This is a genomic window from Azonexus hydrophilus (assembly GCF_905120355.1).
Taxonomy (GTDB): domain Bacteria; phylum Pseudomonadota; class Gammaproteobacteria; order Burkholderiales; family Rhodocyclaceae; genus Azonexus.
In genome coordinates this window covers 40,782-59,077 of sequence record NZ_CAJHOB010000001.1, presented here as the reverse complement: position 1 = coordinate 59,077, position 18,296 = coordinate 40,782, and the positions used below count along the sequence as shown (strand labels likewise).

General features: G+C 63.2%; 12 protein-coding genes. 6 read left to right on the top strand and 6 right to left on the bottom strand.

Features of this window, described 5'->3' with window-relative positions; translation table 11 throughout:
• Positions 1-31: 31 nt before the first annotated feature.
• From JYJ39_RS00245 to JYJ39_RS00235, 3 genes are all read right to left on the bottom strand, one after another.
• The gene (locus tag JYJ39_RS00245; protein WP_205200979.1) at positions 32-1,720 is read right to left on the bottom strand and encodes a Na/Pi cotransporter family protein; all 1,689 of its coding nucleotides are present in this window, start codon (positions 1,718-1,720) and stop codon (positions 32-34) included.
• A gap of 63 nt (positions 1,721-1,783) precedes the next feature.
• Positions 1,784-3,418: an NAD(P)/FAD-dependent oxidoreductase gene (locus JYJ39_RS00240; protein ID WP_205200977.1), complete on the bottom strand. Its 1,635-nt coding sequence runs from the start codon at positions 3,416-3,418 to the stop codon at positions 1,784-1,786.
• Positions 3,419-3,436: 18 nt separating this feature from the next.
• Positions 3,437-3,886, bottom strand: a complete 450-nt coding sequence (locus tag JYJ39_RS00235; RefSeq protein ID WP_205200975.1) for a c-type cytochrome — start codon at positions 3,884-3,886, stop codon at positions 3,437-3,439.
• Positions 3,887-4,071: 185 nt separating this feature from the next.
• Here JYJ39_RS00235 and alaS point away from each other — a divergent pair, with 185 nt between their 5' ends.
• Positions 4,072-6,699 (top strand): alanine--tRNA ligase, encoded by a 2,628-nt coding sequence (gene alaS, locus JYJ39_RS00230; RefSeq protein ID WP_205200972.1) that lies wholly within the window; start codon positions 4,072-4,074, stop codon positions 6,697-6,699.
• Positions 6,700-6,775: 76 nt separating this feature from the next.
• Here the strand turns inward: alaS and JYJ39_RS00225 are convergent, their stop codons facing one another.
• Genes JYJ39_RS00225 through JYJ39_RS00215 form a run of 3 tightly spaced genes read right to left on the bottom strand, consistent with a single transcriptional unit; the run spans position 6,776 to position 9,735 of the window.
• Positions 6,776-7,642: an MnmC family methyltransferase gene (locus JYJ39_RS00225; protein ID WP_205200969.1), complete on the bottom strand. Its 867-nt coding sequence runs from the start codon at positions 7,640-7,642 to the stop codon at positions 6,776-6,778.
• 9 nt (positions 7,643-7,651) lie between these two features.
• The gene (prmB, locus tag JYJ39_RS00220) at positions 7,652-8,554 is read right to left on the bottom strand and encodes a 50S ribosomal protein L3 N(5)-glutamine methyltransferase (protein WP_205200967.1); all 903 of its coding nucleotides are present in this window, start codon (positions 8,552-8,554) and stop codon (positions 7,652-7,654) included.
• Entirely contained in the window at positions 8,551-9,735 is a 1,185-nt protein-coding gene (locus tag JYJ39_RS00215) for a PilT/PilU family type 4a pilus ATPase (protein ID WP_205200965.1), read from the bottom strand. The genes prmB and JYJ39_RS00215 overlap by 4 nt, the downstream gene beginning before the upstream one ends.
• A gap of 127 nt (positions 9,736-9,862) precedes the next feature.
• Between JYJ39_RS00215 and smc the strand changes: the two genes are divergently transcribed.
• Genes smc through JYJ39_RS00190 form a run of 5 tightly spaced genes read left to right on the top strand, consistent with a single transcriptional unit; the run spans position 9,863 to position 18,276 of the window.
• Positions 9,863-13,363, top strand: a complete 3,501-nt coding sequence (smc, locus tag JYJ39_RS00210; protein ID WP_205200963.1) for a chromosome segregation protein SMC — start codon at positions 9,863-9,865, stop codon at positions 13,361-13,363.
• On the top strand, positions 13,360-14,628 hold the full coding sequence (locus JYJ39_RS00205) for a cell division protein ZipA C-terminal FtsZ-binding domain-containing protein (RefSeq protein ID WP_205200961.1): 1,269 nt from the start codon (positions 13,360-13,362) through the stop codon (positions 14,626-14,628). Before smc ends, JYJ39_RS00205 begins: the two co-directional genes overlap by 4 nt.
• A complete protein-coding gene (gene ligA, locus JYJ39_RS00200; protein ID WP_205200959.1) occupies positions 14,628-17,009 on the top strand; it encodes an NAD-dependent DNA ligase LigA in 2,382 nt (793 codons plus the stop codon). Before JYJ39_RS00205 ends, ligA begins: the two co-directional genes overlap by 1 nt.
• Positions 17,006-17,569, top strand: coding sequence for a hypoxanthine-guanine phosphoribosyltransferase (locus JYJ39_RS00195; RefSeq protein ID WP_240189481.1), 564 nt, complete (start codon positions 17,006-17,008; stop codon positions 17,567-17,569). Before ligA ends, JYJ39_RS00195 begins: the two co-directional genes overlap by 4 nt.
• Complete coding sequence (locus JYJ39_RS00190) at positions 17,566-18,276, top strand: class I SAM-dependent methyltransferase (protein WP_205200956.1); 711 nt, start codon at positions 17,566-17,568, stop codon at positions 18,274-18,276. The genes JYJ39_RS00195 and JYJ39_RS00190 overlap by 4 nt, the downstream gene beginning before the upstream one ends.
• Positions 18,277-18,296 lie beyond the last annotated feature (20 nt).

The window sequence follows — 18,296 nt, the reverse complement described above, 5'->3', positions numbered from 1 at the left end:
GATTATGATCTGCAATCTCCGCATGCGCAAGTTATTCGCCGCAGGTAATGCGGTGATAGAGGGCGTCATTTTTCGCGCCAGTAGCGGCTTCGACGCCGTTGTCTCCATTGTGGCCGTTGCCGCTGGGTACCGGCGTCAGGGTGCTGAGCAGGGCTGCGGCCTTGTGGGCCTGTTTCAGCAGCCGGCGCAGGGCGCTGAAACCGTCCATCAGCTGATCCATGTGCTCGATGTCGAGCGTGCCGGCGGCACCGGCCTGCAGCAGGGCGGCCTTGAGCGCCTGGTAATTCGCTTCGAACCCCTGCAGCAGATCGGCGGGCGGTGGCTGGAAATCGTTTTTGGCGGGGTCCAGCTGGTTGAGCAGGGCGGCCGCCCGTGCGGCCAGCGCATGCGCGCTGCTGGAAAGCGTGACGTGGGTGAGGGCGGAGACGGCGCTGTGGATGTTGCCAAGCTCGCCACACAGTTCGTGGCAGTTGTCGTAATAGCGGTGGCTGCGCAGCAGCTGCGCCAGTTCGCTGGCGGTGCTTTCCGGCATGGGGCGCTGGTTCACGTCATTGACGAAGGCGACGATGGCGCGGGCCAGCGTCGGGAAGGGATCGCTGCTCGGCCAGTTGTGGCTGTCCGGCAGGCAGCGCAGGCGAGCGCGTTCGATAACGATGTCACCCAGCCGGGCAATTTCGCGGTGCAGGGCGTCCACTGCCAGGGACGGTGTTTGTGCCACGCTGCGGTCGATGTAGTGCGGCTTGCCGATTTCTTCCTCCTGCGTTTTGAAACGGCGTTTGAGGAAAGCCGTCAGCGGCTTGGCGAGCGGCCACATCAGGGTGACGCCCAGCAGCTTGAACAGGGTATGGAAGAGCGCCAGGCTGAGGGCCGGCTGCGGGCCGATGCCGAGCGCGGTGCGCAGGGTTTCGATGAAGAACAGGAGCAGCGGCAGGGTGAGGGTAGCGACAATGCCGGTGAGCGCATTGAAGGCAACGTGTGCAATGGCCGCCCGTTTGGCATTGGGCGTGGCGCCGACCAGGACGAACAGAATGCCGATCGCGGTGCCGATGTTGGCGCCAATGACGGCTGCCGCGGCTTCGTTCAGCGGCAGGGCGCCGGCTTCGGCAAGCGTCAGCACGATCGCCAGGGTGGCGGCCGAAGCCTGTAGCAGCACGGTGAGCAGCATCCCGGCGAGGACGAAGGCGATCAATGACCACAGGCCATAGCCGGAGAGCCGCTGCAGTTCGAGATGTTCAGTGCTGCCGGCAAAACCCTGCTGCAGGAAACCAATGCCGAGAAACAGTAAGCCCAGTCCGGCCAGAGCGCTGCCCGCAGCGCCGCGGCGGCTTTCTGCGCCGGAGAGATGCAGCAGCACACCGAGACCGATCACGGGCAGGGCGGCTGCCTCCAGCTTGAATTTGAAGCCGATCAGGGCGATCAGCCAGCTGGTGACGGTGCTGCCCAGGTTGGCCCCGAAGATCACCCATAGCGACTGTCCCAGCGGCAACAGGCCGGCATTGACGAAGCCGATGGTGGCGACGGTGGTGGCAGTGGAGGATTGCATCAGCGCGGTGGCGACGCTGCCGAACAGAAGGCCGCGCAGGCGTCCGTTGGTCCAGTCGCGCAGGCGGCGGGTGAGCGCCGGGCCGAGCGACAGCTTCAAGCCGCCGCTCATCATCGTCATGCCGAGAAGAAAGAGGCCAACGCCGCCGAGCAGCGCTGCCAGATTGATTTCAGCCATGCAGGCCCCGAAAAGTTTTCGGCCTAGCTTGCGCTGCCGCAGCCGCGACCGTCAAGCGGATTGTTACGTTTTTGTTGCGGCCAGCATGGCGAGCGCGACCGCTTCCGCGACCTTGATGCCATCGACGCCGGCAGACAGAATGCCACCAGCGTAACCGGCGCCTTCGCCGGCCGGGTAAAGGCCGCGGGTGTTGATGCTCTGGAAATCGTCGCCGCGACGGATGCGGATCGGTGACGACGTGCGTGTTTCCACCCCGGTCAGCAGCGCATCGTCCTGGGCGAAGCCCTTGATCTGGCGATCAAAAGCGACAATCGCCTCACGCAATGCGGCGCAGACGTAATCGGGCAGACAAGTGGCGAGATCGGTCATGCGCACGCCGGGTTGATAGGACGGTTCGACCGCGCCGAGCGCCTGTGACGGGCGGTTGGCAAGGAAATCGCCCACCCGCTGCGCCGGGGCATCGTAGGTTTCGCCTCCGGCTTGATAGGCCAGCCGCTCCCACTGGCGCTGGTATTCGATGCCGAGCAGGGGGTTCTTGCGGTAATCGCCGGGAAAATCTTCCGGGCGGACTTCCACCACCAGAGCCGAATTGGCATTGCGTTCAGCGCGCGAATACTGGCTCATGCCATTGGTCACCACCTGTCCCGGTTCCGATGCGGCCGCCACAACCTGGCCGCCCGGACACATGCAGAAGCTGTACACGGCGCGTCCGTTGCTGGCATGGTGCACCAGCTTGTAATCCGCCGCTCCCAGGCGCGGGTGGCCGGCGTTGGAACCGAAACGAGCCTGGTCGATCATCTGCTGCGGATGTTCGATCCGCACGCCGATGGCAAAGGGTTTAGCTTCGATGAACACGCCGCTCGCCTGCACGGCGGCGAAGGTGTCGCGGGCGCTGTGGCCCACTGCCAGCACGACATGGCGGCTGGCGATGAATTCGCCGCTGGCCAGTTCGACGCCGGTGATCTGGCCGCTCTCCTGGTTGCCCTCGCGACAGAGACGTTCGACCTTGCTCGAAAAACGGATTTCTCCGCCCAGGGCAAGAATGCTGGCGCGCATGTGCTCGACCATCTTGACCAGGCGGAAAGTGCCGATGTGCGGCTTGCTCAGGTAGAGAATTTCTTCCGGCGCGCCGGCGCGTACGAATTCCTCCATGACCTTGCGTCCCAGGTGGCGCGGGTCCTTGATCTGGCTGTAGAGCTTGCCGTCGGAAAACGTGCCGGCGCCGCCTTCGCCGAACTGGACGTTGGATTCCGGATTCAGCACCTGCTTGCGCCACAGTCCCCAGGTGTCCTGGGTCCGTTCGCGCACGGCCTTGCCGCGTTCGAGAATGATCGGGCGAAAGCCCATCTGTGCCAGAACCAGTCCGGCCATCAGTCCGCACGGGCCGAAGCCGATGATGACCGGGCGTTCGCTGAGGCCAGCCGGAGCCTGGGCGGGGAAGCGATAGTCCAGATCGGGGGCCGGGATGATTTTGGCGTCGTCCTGCAGGCGCAGGCGGAGGGTTTGTTCGTCACGCACGCTGAAATCGATCTGGTAAATCAGCACGATGGCCGATTTCTTGCGCGCATCGTGGCTGCGCTTGGCGATGCGGAAGTCCAGCAACTCCTCGGCGGCAATGCCCAGACGGGCGCACAGGGCCGGACGCAGGGCGTCATCGGCGTGGTCCAGCGGCAATTTCAGTTCGGTCAGGCGGAGCATGGGGGCACTTTCCGTGATCTAGCGCGTCTTGAAGGGTTTGTGGCAGTCCTGGCAACTGGCATGGACCGCGTCGTACGCCACCTGGATTTTTGCTTCGTCCTGCGTTTTGGCCGCCGCCAGCAAGGCGTCGGTGGCGGCGAGGAAGGTGTCTCTTTCCTGGTTGAAACGGGCGCTGTCTTCCCACACCAGCGGGGTGGACTTGGTGGGCGGGTAATTGGTGTCCGGCCCGAAATGTGCCCAGGGGGCATCGCGCTTTTCGTGCAGGGCGCTTGCCAAGCGCAGGAACTTCTCCGGTTCGTAGCGCTTCTCGCGCAGCATGACGCCCATCGGCTCGAACACCTTGATTATGTCCTTGAAGGCCTGTTGCCGGGTTTTCACCGGCTGACCGGGACGGGTGTCTTCCACTTCGCCGCAGGCGGCAAGAAGAAGGAAAAGCGAGCAGACAAGGGGAATGGCACGATGGGACATGGAGAATTCCTGAGAAAAACGACCGCCGATTATCCCCAATCTGGCCCGGCCTTGCACGTTCCTCCGTGCCGCGTCCTGTCGTGTTGCTTTGCGCCCAAGGATTTACCGCTGACTGAGCGCGTAAACGTCTATCAGTGGTGGCTTTGCATTAAAATTGACGGTTTCGTAATTCAAGCCGGACTCACATGAAAAGCGCCGAAATCCGCCAGAAATTCCTCGACTTCTTTGCCGCCAAGGGCCACCAGATTGTTTCTTCCAGCTCGCTGGTGCCGCATGAAGATCCGACGCTGCTGTTCACCAACGCCGGCATGAACCAGTTCAAGGACGTCTTCCTCGGTTTCGACAAGCGGCCTTATTCCCGCGCCACCACCTCGCAGAAATGCGTGCGCGCCGGCGGCAAGCACAACGACCTCGAGAACGTCGGCTACACCGCGCGCCACCACACCTTCTTCGAGATGCTGGGCAACTTCAGCTTCGGCGATTATTTCAAGCGCGACGCCATCAAGTACGCCTGGGAACTGCTGACCGAGGTCTACAAGCTGCCCAAGGACAAGCTGATGGTCACGGTGTACGCCGAGGACGACGAGGCTTACGACATCTGGCACAAGGAAGTTGGCGTGCCGGCCGAGAAGATCGTGCGCATCGGCGACAACAAGGGCGCCCGTTACGCTTCCGACAACTTCTGGATGATGGGCGATACGGGACCTTGCGGCCCGTGCACCGAAATCTTCTACGACCACGGTCCGCAGCACTGGGGCGGCCCCCCGGGATCGCCGGAAGAAGACGGTGACCGCTTCATCGAGATCTGGAACAACGTCTTCATGCAGTTCAATCGCGACGAGCAGGGCGTGATGCATCCGCTGCCCAAGCCGTCGGTCGATACCGGCATGGGCCTGGAGCGTATCTCCGCTGTGCTGCAGGGCGTGCATGCCAACTACGAGATTGACCTGTTCCAGGCGCTGATCGCCGCTGCCGCCCGCGAAACCAGCGACGCCGACATGAACTCGCCGTCGCTCAAGGTGCTCGCCGACCACATCCGCGCCTGTTCCTTCCTGATCGCCGACGGCGTCATCCCGGGCAACGAAGGTCGCGGCTACGTACTGCGCCGCATCATCCGTCGCGCCATCCGTCACGGCTACAAGCTCGGCGCCCGTGCTGCCTTCTTCCACCGCATCGTTCCCGACCTGGTCGGGGAAATGGGCGAAGCCTATCCGGAGCTCAAGGAAAACCAGGCCAAGATTGTCGCCACCTTGAAGCAGGAAGAAGACCGCTTCTTTGCGACGATCGAGAACGGTATGGCAATCCTTGAGGGCGAACTGGCGGATATGGCCACCAAGGGGGCAACTGTGTTCAACGGTGAAACTGCCTTCAAGCTGCACGATACTTACGGCTTCCCGCTCGACCTGACCGCTGACATCTGCCGCGAACGTAACGTCACCGTCGATGGCGCCGCTTTCGATGCTGCCATGGCCCGCCAGAAGGAACAGGCGCGTGCCGCCGGCAAGTTCAAGATGGCCACCAATCTGGAATATGCCGGTACCGAAACGACCTTCCACGGCTACGAATCGCTCGAAGCCAAGGGCAAGGTGCTGGCCCTGTACAAGGACGGCGCTGCAGTCGATGAATTGCACGAAGGCGACCTTGGTGTCGTCGTTCTCGATCACACCCCGTTCTACGCCGAGTCCGGTGGCCAGTGCGGCGATCGCGGCGAGCTCAAGGGTGTCGGTGGCATCTTCGCGGTCGAAGATACGCTGAAAATCCAGGCCGCCGTGTTCGGCCACCACGGCATCCTCAAGACCGGCAAGCTGGTGCTTGGCCAGGAAGTCGGTGCCCGCGTCGATGCGGCTGCCCGCGCCGCCACCGCCCGCAACCACTCGGTCACCCACCTGATGCACAAGGCGCTGCGCCAGGTTCTCGGGCAGCATGTGCAGCAGAAAGGCTCGCAGGTCGACCCGCAGAAGACCCGCTTTGACTTTGCCCAGCCGACACCGCTAAGTGCCGAGGAAATCCGTGAGGTGGAAGAAATCGTCAACGGCGAAATTCTTGCCAACACGGCGACGGTGGCTGAGGTGATGGGTTTTGAAGAGGCGCAGAAATCCGGCGCCATGATGCTGTTCGGTGAGAAGTACGGTGACGCGGTGCGTGTTCTCTCGATTGGTTCTTCCAAAGAATTGTGCGGTGGTACGCACGTCAGCCGCAGTGGCGACATCGGTCTGTTCAAGATCGTTTCCGAAAGCGGCGTCGCTGCCGGCGTGCGCCGGATCGAAGCGGTGACCGGCCTGAATGCGCTGGCCTGGGTGCAGGAGCAGGCCACCCGCGTCGCAGGGGTATCGGCATTGCTCAAGACGCAGCCGGAAGATATTGCCGAGCGCATCGTCGGTCTGCAGGACAGCCAGCGGCAGCTGGAAAAGGAATTGCAGCGCCTGAAATCAAAACTGGCCAGCGCACAGGGTGACGACCTTGCCGATCAGGCGGTGGAAGTGCAGGGCCTCAAACTGCTGGTCGCCCGCCTCGACGGTGCCGATATTGCCGCCCTGCGCGAGACCATGGACAAGCTGAAGGACCGGCTGCACGCTGCCGCCATCGTGCTGGCCAGCGTTGTCGACGGAAAGGTGACCTTGATTGCCGGGGTGACCAGCGCGGAAAGCAAGCGTCTCAAGGCCGGCGAGCTGGTCAACCACGTGGCGCAGCAGATCGGTGGCAAGGGCGGCGGCCGCCCCGACATGGCACAGGCTGGCGGCACCCAGCCGGAAAATCTGCCGGCGGCACTGGCTTCGGTCAAGGCCTGGGTGGAAGGCAAGCTGGCGGGGTAAGCGCTAATAAGAGAGTGCGTAGCGGCGCGGCTGAGCAGGTACTGGCTCCCGCGCCGTTTTTTGTGGGTGGCCGGTTTCAGCGGCCGCGCAGTGCTTCGCGCTGGGCGTAGTTGAGTTTGCTGGCGCGTTCCATCTTGTGCACGAAGGCGGGAAAATCCAGTCCGAGACGGGCGCGCAGTTCCTTGGCGTGGTTGTTCAGCCAGCGCCAGCGCGGTTCGAAATGGCGTTCCTTGAAGGCGTAGAGAATGTGGTTGCCGTCGTCCGGGACTGAAATGACGATGACCTGGTCGTCGAACACTTCCATGATGCGGCCGATCACGCCGGCGTAAGTTTCCTTGTCGCCCGCCAGGTTGACCACCAGCACGCCGCTGCCGGAGAGCTTGGCGTAAATCTGGGCGAAGAAATCGCGGCTGGCCAGTGCGGGGGCGTAACCATTGCGGTCGAAGGCATCCAGTAGCACTGCGTCGATGCCTTTTTCAGTTGTGCTGATGAATTCGGCACCGTCGGCGCAGAGGATGTTCAGCCGTTCATCGTCAGGAGGCACCGAGAAGGCCTCGCGCAGTGCAATCACGTCCGGGTCGAGTTCGACGGCGGTGATGTGCACGCCGGGCAGGCGCCGGTAGCAGAATTTCACCAGCGAACCACCGCCCAGGCCGATCTGCACGATGCGTCGCGGGCGTGGATGAAAGAGCAGGAAGCCCATCATCTTCTGTGTGTAGCGCAGCGCCAGATCGTGCGGTGCTTTTAGCGACATCTGGCTCTGCATCAGGCGCACATTGAAATAGAGATAGCGTGATTCGCCATCGTCGATGACGAAAGGTTTGGGGTAACTTTCGTCCAGCAGTTGCGCCCGTAACTCGCCGGCGCGTGCCCACTCCGGTTCAAGCATGAGGACGGTACCGGCTTCGATCTCGAACGGACTGGGCAGAGCGTACAGCTTCACGCCGGTGGGTCAGATGGTGGCGGGCAGATCGGCGGCCTGCAGCATGAAGACGTATTCGTCACCTGCGGCCGTTTCCAGCCAGGTAAAGGGCAGGGTGGGGAAGGCGGCTTCCAGCGCGGCGCGGTTGTGGCCGATTTCGACGATGAGCAGCCCCTGCTCGGTCAGATGTTTTTTCGCTTCACGCAGGATGATGCGGGTGAAGTCGAGACCGTCGGTCCCGGAACCCAGGGCCATTTCCGGCTCGTGCCGGTATTCCGGCGGCAGCGCGGCGACGGCTTCGGCGTCGACGTAGGGCGGATTGGAGATGATCAGATCGTAACGTTTGCCGGTGAGCGCGGTAAACGCATCGGAAAGCACGGGATGGATGCGTTCGCCGAGCTGGTAATCGGCGATATTGCGTTCGGCGACGATGAGTGCATCAGGGGAGAGATCCACCGCATCGACCTGGGCGTTGGGGAAATTGAGCGCCAGCTTGATCGCCAGGCAGCCGGACCCCGTGCACAGATCAAGCGCATGTTCAATTGCCCAGGGATCGTCCACCCACGGCGCCAGCTGCTCGTCGAGTAGTTCGGCGATGAAGGAGCGCGGTACGATGACCCGCTCATCGACATAGAAGCGATCCTCGCCCAGCCAGGCTTCATGGGTGAGATAGGCCGCCGGCAGGCGGTCCTGGCAGCGGCGGCTATAGATGTCGAGCAGGCGGCAGCGCTCGTCGGGCAGCAGGCGGGCGTCGAGAAAAGGCTCCAGGCGGTCGAGCGGCAGATGCAGGGTGTGCAAGGTCAGGTAGACGGCTTCATCCCAGGCGTTGTCGCTGCCGTGACCGAAGAACAGATTGGCGGCACGGAAGCGACTGACGGCGTAGCGCAGGAAGTCGCGCAGGGTGTGTAGTTCGGTGGCGGCAGCGGTAGTCATGCGGTGGGTTGCTCATCGTCGAGGTTGAGCTGGAATTCCTTGAAGGAGGCGCCTTCTTCGTCGGTGCTGTCGAAATCCATGGCGACATCGCCAAGTTTTTCTTCCTTGCCGCTGTTGATGTTGAATTCGGCGTTGTTGATCAGCCACGACAGGTTGGTCGGCGAGTCCGAGTTGGCCAGAGCCTCGTCGATGGTGATGGCGCCTTCGTGATAGAGACGGAACAGATCCTGCTCGAAGGTCTGCGAGCCGGGGGCGAGCGTCTGCTCCATGGCGTCCTTGATCGCCTGCACTTCGCCGCGCTCGATCAGGTCGCTGATATGGCGGGTGTTGAGCATGATTTCGCAGGTCGGGAAGCGCTTGCCGTCGGGTTTCTTCACCAGGCGCTGAGACACGATGGCGCGCAGGGCGACGGAAAGATCGAGGAACAACGCCGGACGGTTTTCCAGCGGGAAGAAGTTGATGATGCGGTTGAGCGCGTGGTACGAGTTGTTGGCGTGCAGGGTGGCCAGGCACAGGTGGCCGGTCTGGGCGTAGGAAATGGCGGCCTGCATGGTGTCCCGGTCGCGGATTTCACCGATCAGGATGCAGTCCGGCGCCTGGCGCATGGCATTTTTCAGGGCGCTGGCCCAGTCGTGGGTGTCCATGCCGATTTCGCGCTGGTTGACCACCGACTTCTTGTGCTTGAAGAGGAATTCGATCGGGTCTTCCACCGTCAGGATATGGCCGGCGCGCGTCGAGTTGCGGTGGTCGAGCATGGAGGCGATGGTGGTCGACTTGCCCGAGCCGGTGGCGCCGACGATCAGGATCAGGCCGCGCTTTTCCATGATCAGCTCGGCCAGCAGCGACGGCAGGCCGAGACTGTCGAGCGGCGGGATGTTGCCGAGAATGAAGCGGATGACGATACCGATCGAACCGCGCTGGCGGAAGATGTTGATCCGGAAGTTGCCGACTTGCGGTACCCCGAAGGAGAGGTTCATCTCGCTGGTGGCCTCGAAGGTTTTTGCCTGGTCGGGCGACATCAGTTCGTAGGCGATCTTCTCGATCATGTCCGGCAGCATGATCTGCTGATTGACCGGCATCGTTTCGCCCTGAATCTTGATGTGGATGGGGGTGCCGGCAGAAATGAAAATGTCGGAAGCCTGTTTTTCCGACATCAGCTGGAACAATTTGTCGAGGATCATGGCAGGAGCCTGGGCAGGAAGGAGAGATGGGCGAGGATGCTATCATACGCGCCCTTCAATCGCCTTCCACGCGCGGCTTCCGGGGTTTGTCCCAGGATGTCGGTGTGCTTCGAATGCCCTCTCGCGCATGCGCCTGACGAAACTCAAACTTGCCGGTTTCAAATCCTTCGTCGATCCGACGACCGTGTCCCTGCCCGGGCAGCTGGTGGGCGTGGTCGGGCCGAACGGCTGCGGCAAGTCGAACATCATGGATGCGGTGCGCTGGGTACTGGGCGAATCGAAAGCCTCGGAGTTGCGCGGCGAGTCGATGATGGATGTCATCTTCAACGGCTCGACCAACCGCAAGCCGGTGTCGCGTGCCTCGGTCGAGCTGATTTTCGATAATTCCCTTGGCCGGGCCATGGGCCAGTGGTCGCAGTATGCCGAGCTGTCGGTCAAACGGGTGCTGACGCGGCAGGGCCAGTCGGATTACTTCATCAACAACCTCAAGGTCCGGCGCAAGGACATCACCGATCTCTTCCTCGGCACCGGGCTGGGGCCGCGCGCCTACGCCATCATCGGCCAGGGGATGATCTCGCGCATCATCGAGGCCAAGCCGGACGATCTGCGCGTCTTCCTCGAAGAAGCCGCCGGCGTCACCCGCTACAAGGAGCGGCGCAAGGAAACCCAGGGGCGACTGGAAGACACGCGCGAAAATCTGTTGCGGGTGGAGGACATCCGCGAGGAACTCGGTCACCAGATCGAACGCCTGCAAAGTCAGGCCGAGGTGGCGCGCCGTTATCAGGCGCTGAACGAACAACTGGTGCAGAAACAGCAGTTGCTCTGGTTGTTGAAGAAGCGCGAGGCGGCCGGCGAACGCCAGCGGCTGGCGCTGGAAGTGGAGCGGGCGAGTACCGATCTCGAAGCCCAGAGCGCCGCCCTGCGCGAAACCGAAGCGCGGGCAGAAACGTTGCGCGAAGCCCATTTTGCTGCCGGCGATGCGCTGCATGCGGCACAGAGCGACATGTACGCTGCCAACGCCGAAGTGGCCCGTCTGGAAGCGGAAATCCGCCATCGGCGTGAATCGCGCAGCCAGCTGGAAGCGCGTCTGGTGCAGCTGGAAGATGAGCTGGCGCAGTGGACGCAGACGGCCGAGACCCTGGCGGCGGACCGGGCGCATTGGGAAGAAGCGCAGGAGTTGACGCAGCTGCGGGTCGAAGAGGCGGAAGAACGCCTGCATGCGCAGATGAATCTGGCACCACAGGTGGAAGAGGATCATGCGCAGGCGCAGGAAGAACTGCAGCGGCTCAAGGCGCGTACCGCTAATGGCGAGCAGAAGCTGGAAGTCGAACTGACGCACAAGGCGCACGCACAGCGGGCGCTGACTGCTCTGGCGCAGCGACGCGAACGTCTGCGCGGCGAAAGTGGCGGCGGAGAAGTGCCGGATGAATTGAGTCTGGCGGAAAAGGAAGAAGAGCTCGAACTGCTGCGCGAGGAACTGGCCGGGGATCAGGAGCATCTGCAGCAGTTGCAGGAAGAGTTGCCAGCCCTGGCGGAGCAGCGCAAATCAGTGCAGGCCGAGGTGCAGCGCCTGGAGCGCGAACTGGCGGCCGGTGAAGCGCGTCGTGCCGCGTTGGAGCAGATGCAGGCGAAAACCGCCCAGCAGGGCGAACTGCCGGAATGGCTGGCGCGTCACGCGCTGGCCGATGCGCCGGCGTTGTGGCAACAGATTCAGGTCGAAGCCGGTTGGGAAGAGGCGGTGGAGGCTGTGCTGCGTGAGCGTCTTTCGGCGATCGCCTGCGACGATCCGGCGCGCCTCGATGCCTGGCGGCACGACCGGCCGCAGGCGCGCTTGAGCGTATTGCTGGGCGATGTGCCGGAGGTCGCGGTGCGCGCCGCCGGCAGTCTGGCCGCCCGCGTGCGCTGTGAATTGCCGCAGATACGCATTGCCCTTGACGACTGGCTGGGCAGCGTTGAAACCGTGGCGACTCTGGCCGATGCCCTGAGTCGGCGGGAGCAATTGCCGCCGGGCGCGGTGTTGGTGACGCAGGGCGGCGACATCCTGACGCGTAGCGGCATCACTTTTTTTGCGCCGGATCAGGGCGAACATGGCCTGCTGGAACGCCAGCGCGAAATCGAGGCGCTGGCTGCGGGCATCGATTTGGCAACGGAAAAACTCGCCGGTTTGCGTGAGCATGCCGCCATGCTTGACGAACAGTGGGCGGACAAGCAGGAAGAAATCGACGAAACCCGTCAGTACGTGACCGACCGCCAGCAGCGCGTGCATCAGGCGCAACTGCAGGTCCTGCAGCTGAGTCAGGCGCTGGCCCGCTACCGGGAAGCGCAGGAGCGGATGAGCGAGCAGCTGGCCGAACTGGCAGAGGAAGAGGAAAGCGAGCGCGAAAGGGAAATGGCGGCTGATGAGCGGATCGAGGAAATCCGCGACGGCTTGAGTCGCATCCGCGTACTGGTGGCGGGCGCGCAACAGCGGCTCGACGAGTGCGAACGGGCGGTGCGGGCCGAGCGTGAGAAAAATGCCGACTTTGACCGTGCATTGCGCGAAGCCCAGTTTTCTGCCCGTGAAGCGGCCGGAAAACTGCAGGACATCTTTGCCCAGCAAGCGACTGCCCAGCGCGAACTGAGCCGCATCGAACGCGATCGGGCAGCCTGTGCCGAACAGGTGGTGGCCGCGCCGGCGGACGTCATGGAAGAAAGCCTGCAGGCGGCGCTGGAAACCCGTGTACAGGCGGAGCTGCGGCTGGCCGAGCGGCGTGGCGCGCTGGAGGAGGCGACGCAGGCACTGCGCGCGCTGGACGAGCAGCGCCTGAAAATCGAGCAGGGACTGGAGCCCTTGCGCAGCCGTATCGGTGATCTGAAACTGAAGGAACAGGCCGCGGCACTCAATGCCGAGCAATTCGCGCAGCAATTGCAAGAGGCGGGCGCCGACGAAACTGCGCTCCTGCCTTTACTGGGCGAGGCTCGTCCGCCTTCACTGCAAGGTGAAATCACCCGGCTCAACAATGCTATCGCCGAACTGGGCGCGGTCAACATGGCAGCGCTGCAGGAACTGGAAACCGCGAGCGAGCGCAAGGGCTACCTCGACATGCAGGCGGCCGACCTGACCGAGGCGATGGAAACGCTGGAAAACGCCATCCGCCGCATCGACCGCGAAACCCGCGACCTGCTGCAGAACACCTTCGACACGGTCAACGGCCATTTCGGCAAGCTTTTCCCCGAACTCTTCGGTGGCGGCCGCGCCGAACTGGTGATGACCGGCGAGGAAATCCTCGACGCCGGCGTCCAGGTAATCGCCCAGCCGCCCGGGAAAAAGAATTCCACCATCCATCTGCTGTCCGGTGGCGAAAAAGCGCTGACGGCGATTGCGCTGGTGTTTTCCATGTTCCAGTTGAATCCGGCGCCGTTCTGCCTCCTCGACGAGGTCGATGCGCCGCTCGACGACTCGAATACCGAGCGTTTCTGCAGTATGGTCAAGAAAATGTCAGGGGCAACGCAGTTCCTGTTCATTTCCCATAATAAAATCGCGATGGAAATGGCCGAGCAGCTGGTCGGCGTCACCATGCAGGAAAGCGGCGTCTCGCGCGTGGTGGAAGTGGATATCGAGGAAGCCTTGAAGATGAGGGATGCATGAGCGAATTGCACTGGGGATTGGCTGGCTTGAGCGTCATCGTGGTGGGTGGCGTGTATGCCTACAACAGCTGGCAGGAATACCGTCACCGCAAGGTGGCCGAATCGGTACTGCGCCCGGAGCACGACGATGTGTTGCTCAAGGTTCAGCCGGTCCGGCCGCCAGTGGATGAGGCCGCTGTCGAACGTCTGGAGCCTGTGTTTGCCGAGGAAGGGCCGGATCTGCTGGGGGCCAAAGAGCCAGACTTGGAGCTGCTTGAAGAATCGCCGGTGTACGTTGAACCGGCAGTGCAACCGGAGGTCGAGGTGGCGCCGCAGGTTGCTGCCGAGCCGGAGCAGGCGGAGCCTGTGGCAGCTGCTGCGGATGCGCCAGAACCTGTCGTTGCGCCGGCAGCAAAAGTGGAGCCGGCGGCGGTCAAGGAAGAGATTGCCGTGCCCGACGTACCGGTGGAGTTGCTCGATCCACGTATTGAATACATCGTCGCCATGGAAATGATCGAGGCCGTGCCGGTGCGGCAGATTCTCGCCTCGCAGCGTGAGACGCTGCTCAAGGTGAACAAGCCGGTGCACTGGATCGGTTTTAATGAAACTACGCGCGAATGGGTGCCGCTGCGTGGCGAAGAAGAACTGAGCGTGCGCCGTTTGCGGATCGGGCTGCAGCTGGTTAATCGTCTGGGCCCGCTGGCCTCAGCCGACCTCGTCGGTTTCACCGCTGCCATGCAGGCGCTGGCGGACGATCTGACGGCTGTCGCCGACATGCCGGCAGAACCTGTGCTCGATCAGGCGGCGGCAATCGATCGCTTCTGTGCCGATGTCGACCTCGAGATCGGCCTCAATCTGGTCAGTCGGGGGATCGCCTTTCCCGGGACCAAGATCCGTGCGCTGGCGGAAGCGGCTGGTATGGTGCTGGGCGTGGGCGGCATGTTCACCCGCTATGACGACGATGGCCAGCCGCAGTTCTCGCTGCAGAATTACGAAAACACGCCGCTCACGGCAGATGGCCTGCGCAACCTGAGCACGCACGGTCTGACCTTTCTGCTCGATGTGCCGTGTGTGGATCACGGCGAACGCGTGTTCCAGCAGATGACCGAACTGGCCAAACGTTTTGCCGACACCTTGCAGGGGGCGCTGGTGGATGACAATCGGCAGCCGCTGGGGGAAGCGCAACTGGAACACATTCGCCGTGAATTCATTGGCAAGCCACAGGCTGTCATGCGTCAGTATGGCATTGCCGCTGGCTCGGCCCAGTCGCGCCGCCTGTTTTCCTGATGTCCGCCGTATCCCCCGCCGCGCGCGTTGCCGAACTGCGCGCCGAGATCGATCGGCACGACCACGCCTATTATGTACTGGATGCGCCGACGCTGCCCGATGCAGCATACGACGCGTTGTTCCGCGAATTGCAGGCGCTGGAGGCCGCGCATCCGGAGTTGCAGAGCCCGGCCTCACCGACACAACGGGTGGGTGGGCAGGCACTGGCCCAGTTTGTGCCGGTTGCCCATGTGGTGCCGATGCTGTCGATCCAGACCGAAACCGATACCGATGCCAGCGGCGCCCTTAATTTCGATGCCCGTATCCGACGTGAGCTGGACCTGCCGGCGGATGCGCCGCCGGTTGAATACGCCGCTGAACTGAAATTCGACGGTCTGGCAATCAGCCTGCGCTACGAACGGGGTATCCTGGTGCGCGGCGCCACCCGCGGCGATGGCGCGACCGGAGAGGACGTGACGCAGAATCTGCGCACCATCGGGCAGATTCCCCTGCGCTTGCGCGGCCATCCGCCGCCGGTGCTGGAAGTGCGTGGCGAGGTGTACATGCGTCGCGACGATCTGGCGCAGTACAACGCGGAGGCCACCGCCCGTGGCGACAAGACGCTGGTCAATCCGCGCAATGCGGCCGCAGGGAGTGTCCGGCAGCTTGATCCGGCGGTGGCGGCCAGCCGCCCGCTCAAGTTCTTCGCCTACGGCCTGGGTGATGTCGCAGGCTGGGAAATGCCGCCGACACATGCTGGCGTGCTCGACGCGCTGGCCGCCTTCGGCCTGCCGGTTTGCGAACATCGTGCGGTGCTGGCTGGTGGTGAGGCCCTGGCTGATTTTCATCGGCGCATTGCCGCATTGCGACCGCAGTTGCCATTCGATATCGATGGCGTGGTGTACAAAGTCAATGCCCTTGCCTTGCAGCGCCGCCTTGGTTTTCGCTCACGCGAACCGCGCTGGGCAGTGGCGCACAAATACCCACCGCAGGAGGCGTTGACCGTGGTCGAGGCGATCGACATCCAGGTCGGTCGTACCGGTGCGCTGACGCCGGTGGCGCGCCTCTCGCCCGTGTTCGTTGGCGGCGTCACGGTGACCAACGCCACCTTGCATAATGCAGATGAAATCGAGCGCAAAGGGGGGCTGTGCGTTGGCGACACGGTGATCGTTCGCCGTGCCGGTGACGTGATTCCGGAAATTCTCGGCGTTGTTTTCGAGCAACGGCCGGCGACGGCGCAGCCATTTACCATGCCATTGTTTTGCCCGGTATGCGGTGCGCCGGCCGTGCGGGAAAGCGGCGAGGCGGTGACCCGCTGCTCCGGAGGATTTTCCTGCCGCGCCCAGCGCATTCAGGCGATTCTGCATTTCGCCGGGCGCCGCATGATGGATATCGAGGGACTGGGCGAGCGCTATGTTGAGCGCCTGGTCGAGTTCGACTATGTGACCGGTGTGGCCGATCTCTACCGGCTCACGCTGGACGATCTGCTCGACATGAAACGGCGTGCCGACGAGCGCGATGGTGTCACCCCGGAAACCGTCAAAGCCGGGCAGGTGGCGACGCGCTGGGCGGAGAATCTGCTGGCAGGTATCGCCGCCAGCAAATCGCCGTCACTGGCGCGCCTGCTGTTTGCGCTGGGGATTCGCCACGTCGGTGAATCCACGGCCAAAACCCTGGCTGACTGGTTGGGCAGCCTGGAGCGCGTGCGCCGGGCGCCGGCGGCCATGCTGGCCGTGTTGCCGGATATCGGTCAGACCGTTGCTGCTGCGATCGCCGCTTTCTTCGCGGAAGAACATAACGCCCGCGCCATCGATGCCTTGCTGGCGGAGGGGGTGCGGCCGTGCGACGAGCATCCGCCCAGCGCACGGCTGGCTGGCTGCCTCACTTGGGAGCATCTGTATGCTGCGCTCGGCATTCCCCGCCTGACGCCGCTGCGGGCACGCCAGCTGGCGGCCCTGGTGCCGGGTGACAGGCTGGCGCAGGAGGGCGTCAATGCCGCCTGGCTGTCGGCGCAGGGACTGCCGGCGGAACTGATCGAGGCACTGACGACCTGGCTGCAGCAGCCGGGGCAGCGCGGTAGCCTGGCTGCCCTGGCGGTGCAGCGGCAGGCCTTGCTGGCGGCGCTGCCGGTGGCGGAGAAGGGCGCGGAAACTGTTGCAAGCGCCGTTGCTGGCAAGGTATTTGTGCTGACCGGCACCTTGCCCACGCTCAAGCGAGACGCTGCCAAGGATAGAATCGAGGCTGCCGGGGGGAAGGTCAGTAGCTCGGTATCGAAAAAAACCGATTATGTCGTTGCCGGCGAAGAAGCCGGCAGCAAGCTCGATAAGGCGCGCGAGCTGGGGATTCCCCTGTTGGATGAAAATGCCTTGCTGGAATTACTAAAAGGAGTTGCCGCAACATGACGAAAGAAGTAATGACGACTGAAAAAGCCCGTGCCATGCTGGCCGCCTCCGAGGTGATCTACAGTGCGGAAGAGGTGACGGCAGCGCTGGATCGCATGGCCGGTGAGATCAAGGCGCAACTCTCGGAAAAATACCCGTTGGTCCTGTGTGTCATGACCGGGGGGGCGGTGTTCTGCGGCAATCTCCTGCCGCGCCTGGATTTTCCGCTGGATTTTGACTATCTGCACGCCACCCGCTACGGCCCGGAAACCCAGGGCGGCAAGATTTCCTGGCGCGCCGCGCCGTGGACGTCGGTCAAGGGGCGTAGCGTGCTGGTGGTTGATGACATTCTTGACGAAGGGCTGACACTGGCGGCGGTGAGGGAAAGCCTCCTGCGCCTGGGCGCAACGGAAGTGCTGACGGCAGTGTTCAGCGACAAGGAAAATGGCAAGAACAAACCGCTGAAGGCCGATTTTGTTGGCTTGAGCCTGCCGGATCGTTTTGTCTTCGGTTTCGGTATGGATGCGGGGGGCGCCTGGCGTAACCTGCCGGCCATCTACGCCCGGAAAGAAACGGCGTGAGCGAAGCGGCCGCCGGAGATTTGCGCGGCTCGCTGCAGGAGTTTCTTGGCTACTGGCAGGAAGAAGGGGCACGCTACGCCCGGCAGGGCGATTACGCCTGGATGGCGGCGCAAGTCAGGGGGCAGCGCGTGCTGGAAATCGGCTGTGGCCCTGGTTTTGCCACTGCCGCCCTGGTTGCGGCGGGCAAGGATGTCCTGGTGCTGGAAAGTCTGCCGGAGTGCAGCGCGCAGGCACAGGCGCTGGTGCCGTCGGCGCTTTTCCTGAATGGTGATGTGTGCGCTTTGTCGGCGACAGTCGAAGCTGCGATTGTGGATTTTTCCCCTGCGGTCGTGGTGTGCTGGTTGATGGGTGCCCCCAGTGCTGTGATTGGCGCGCAGCCTGAGGCGACCGGGCGGGCCGTGGTGGCTTACCGGGAAAAGGTGCACCGGGCCGTTGCCGAACTTGCTGCACGTCTGCTCAGCGTGCAGCAGTTGCATTTTGTCGATCGTACGGTGTTGCACTGGCAGGCGAAGGAAACCGGGCGCAGCGTGCTGGCCCGTTACCATCAGGAAAAAACCTTGGCGGACCTGCCATTCGCCACCCGTGCCAGCCTGGCGCTCTATCGCAAGCTGGCGGCTGCGGTTGTGCCGGAAACCCGTAAAACCATGCTGCCCCCGGGCAGTGTTCCTGTGCTGGCATCCTTGCTGGCAGAACGTATAACCCCCTAAGATCAAGCGGAGTTGTTTTC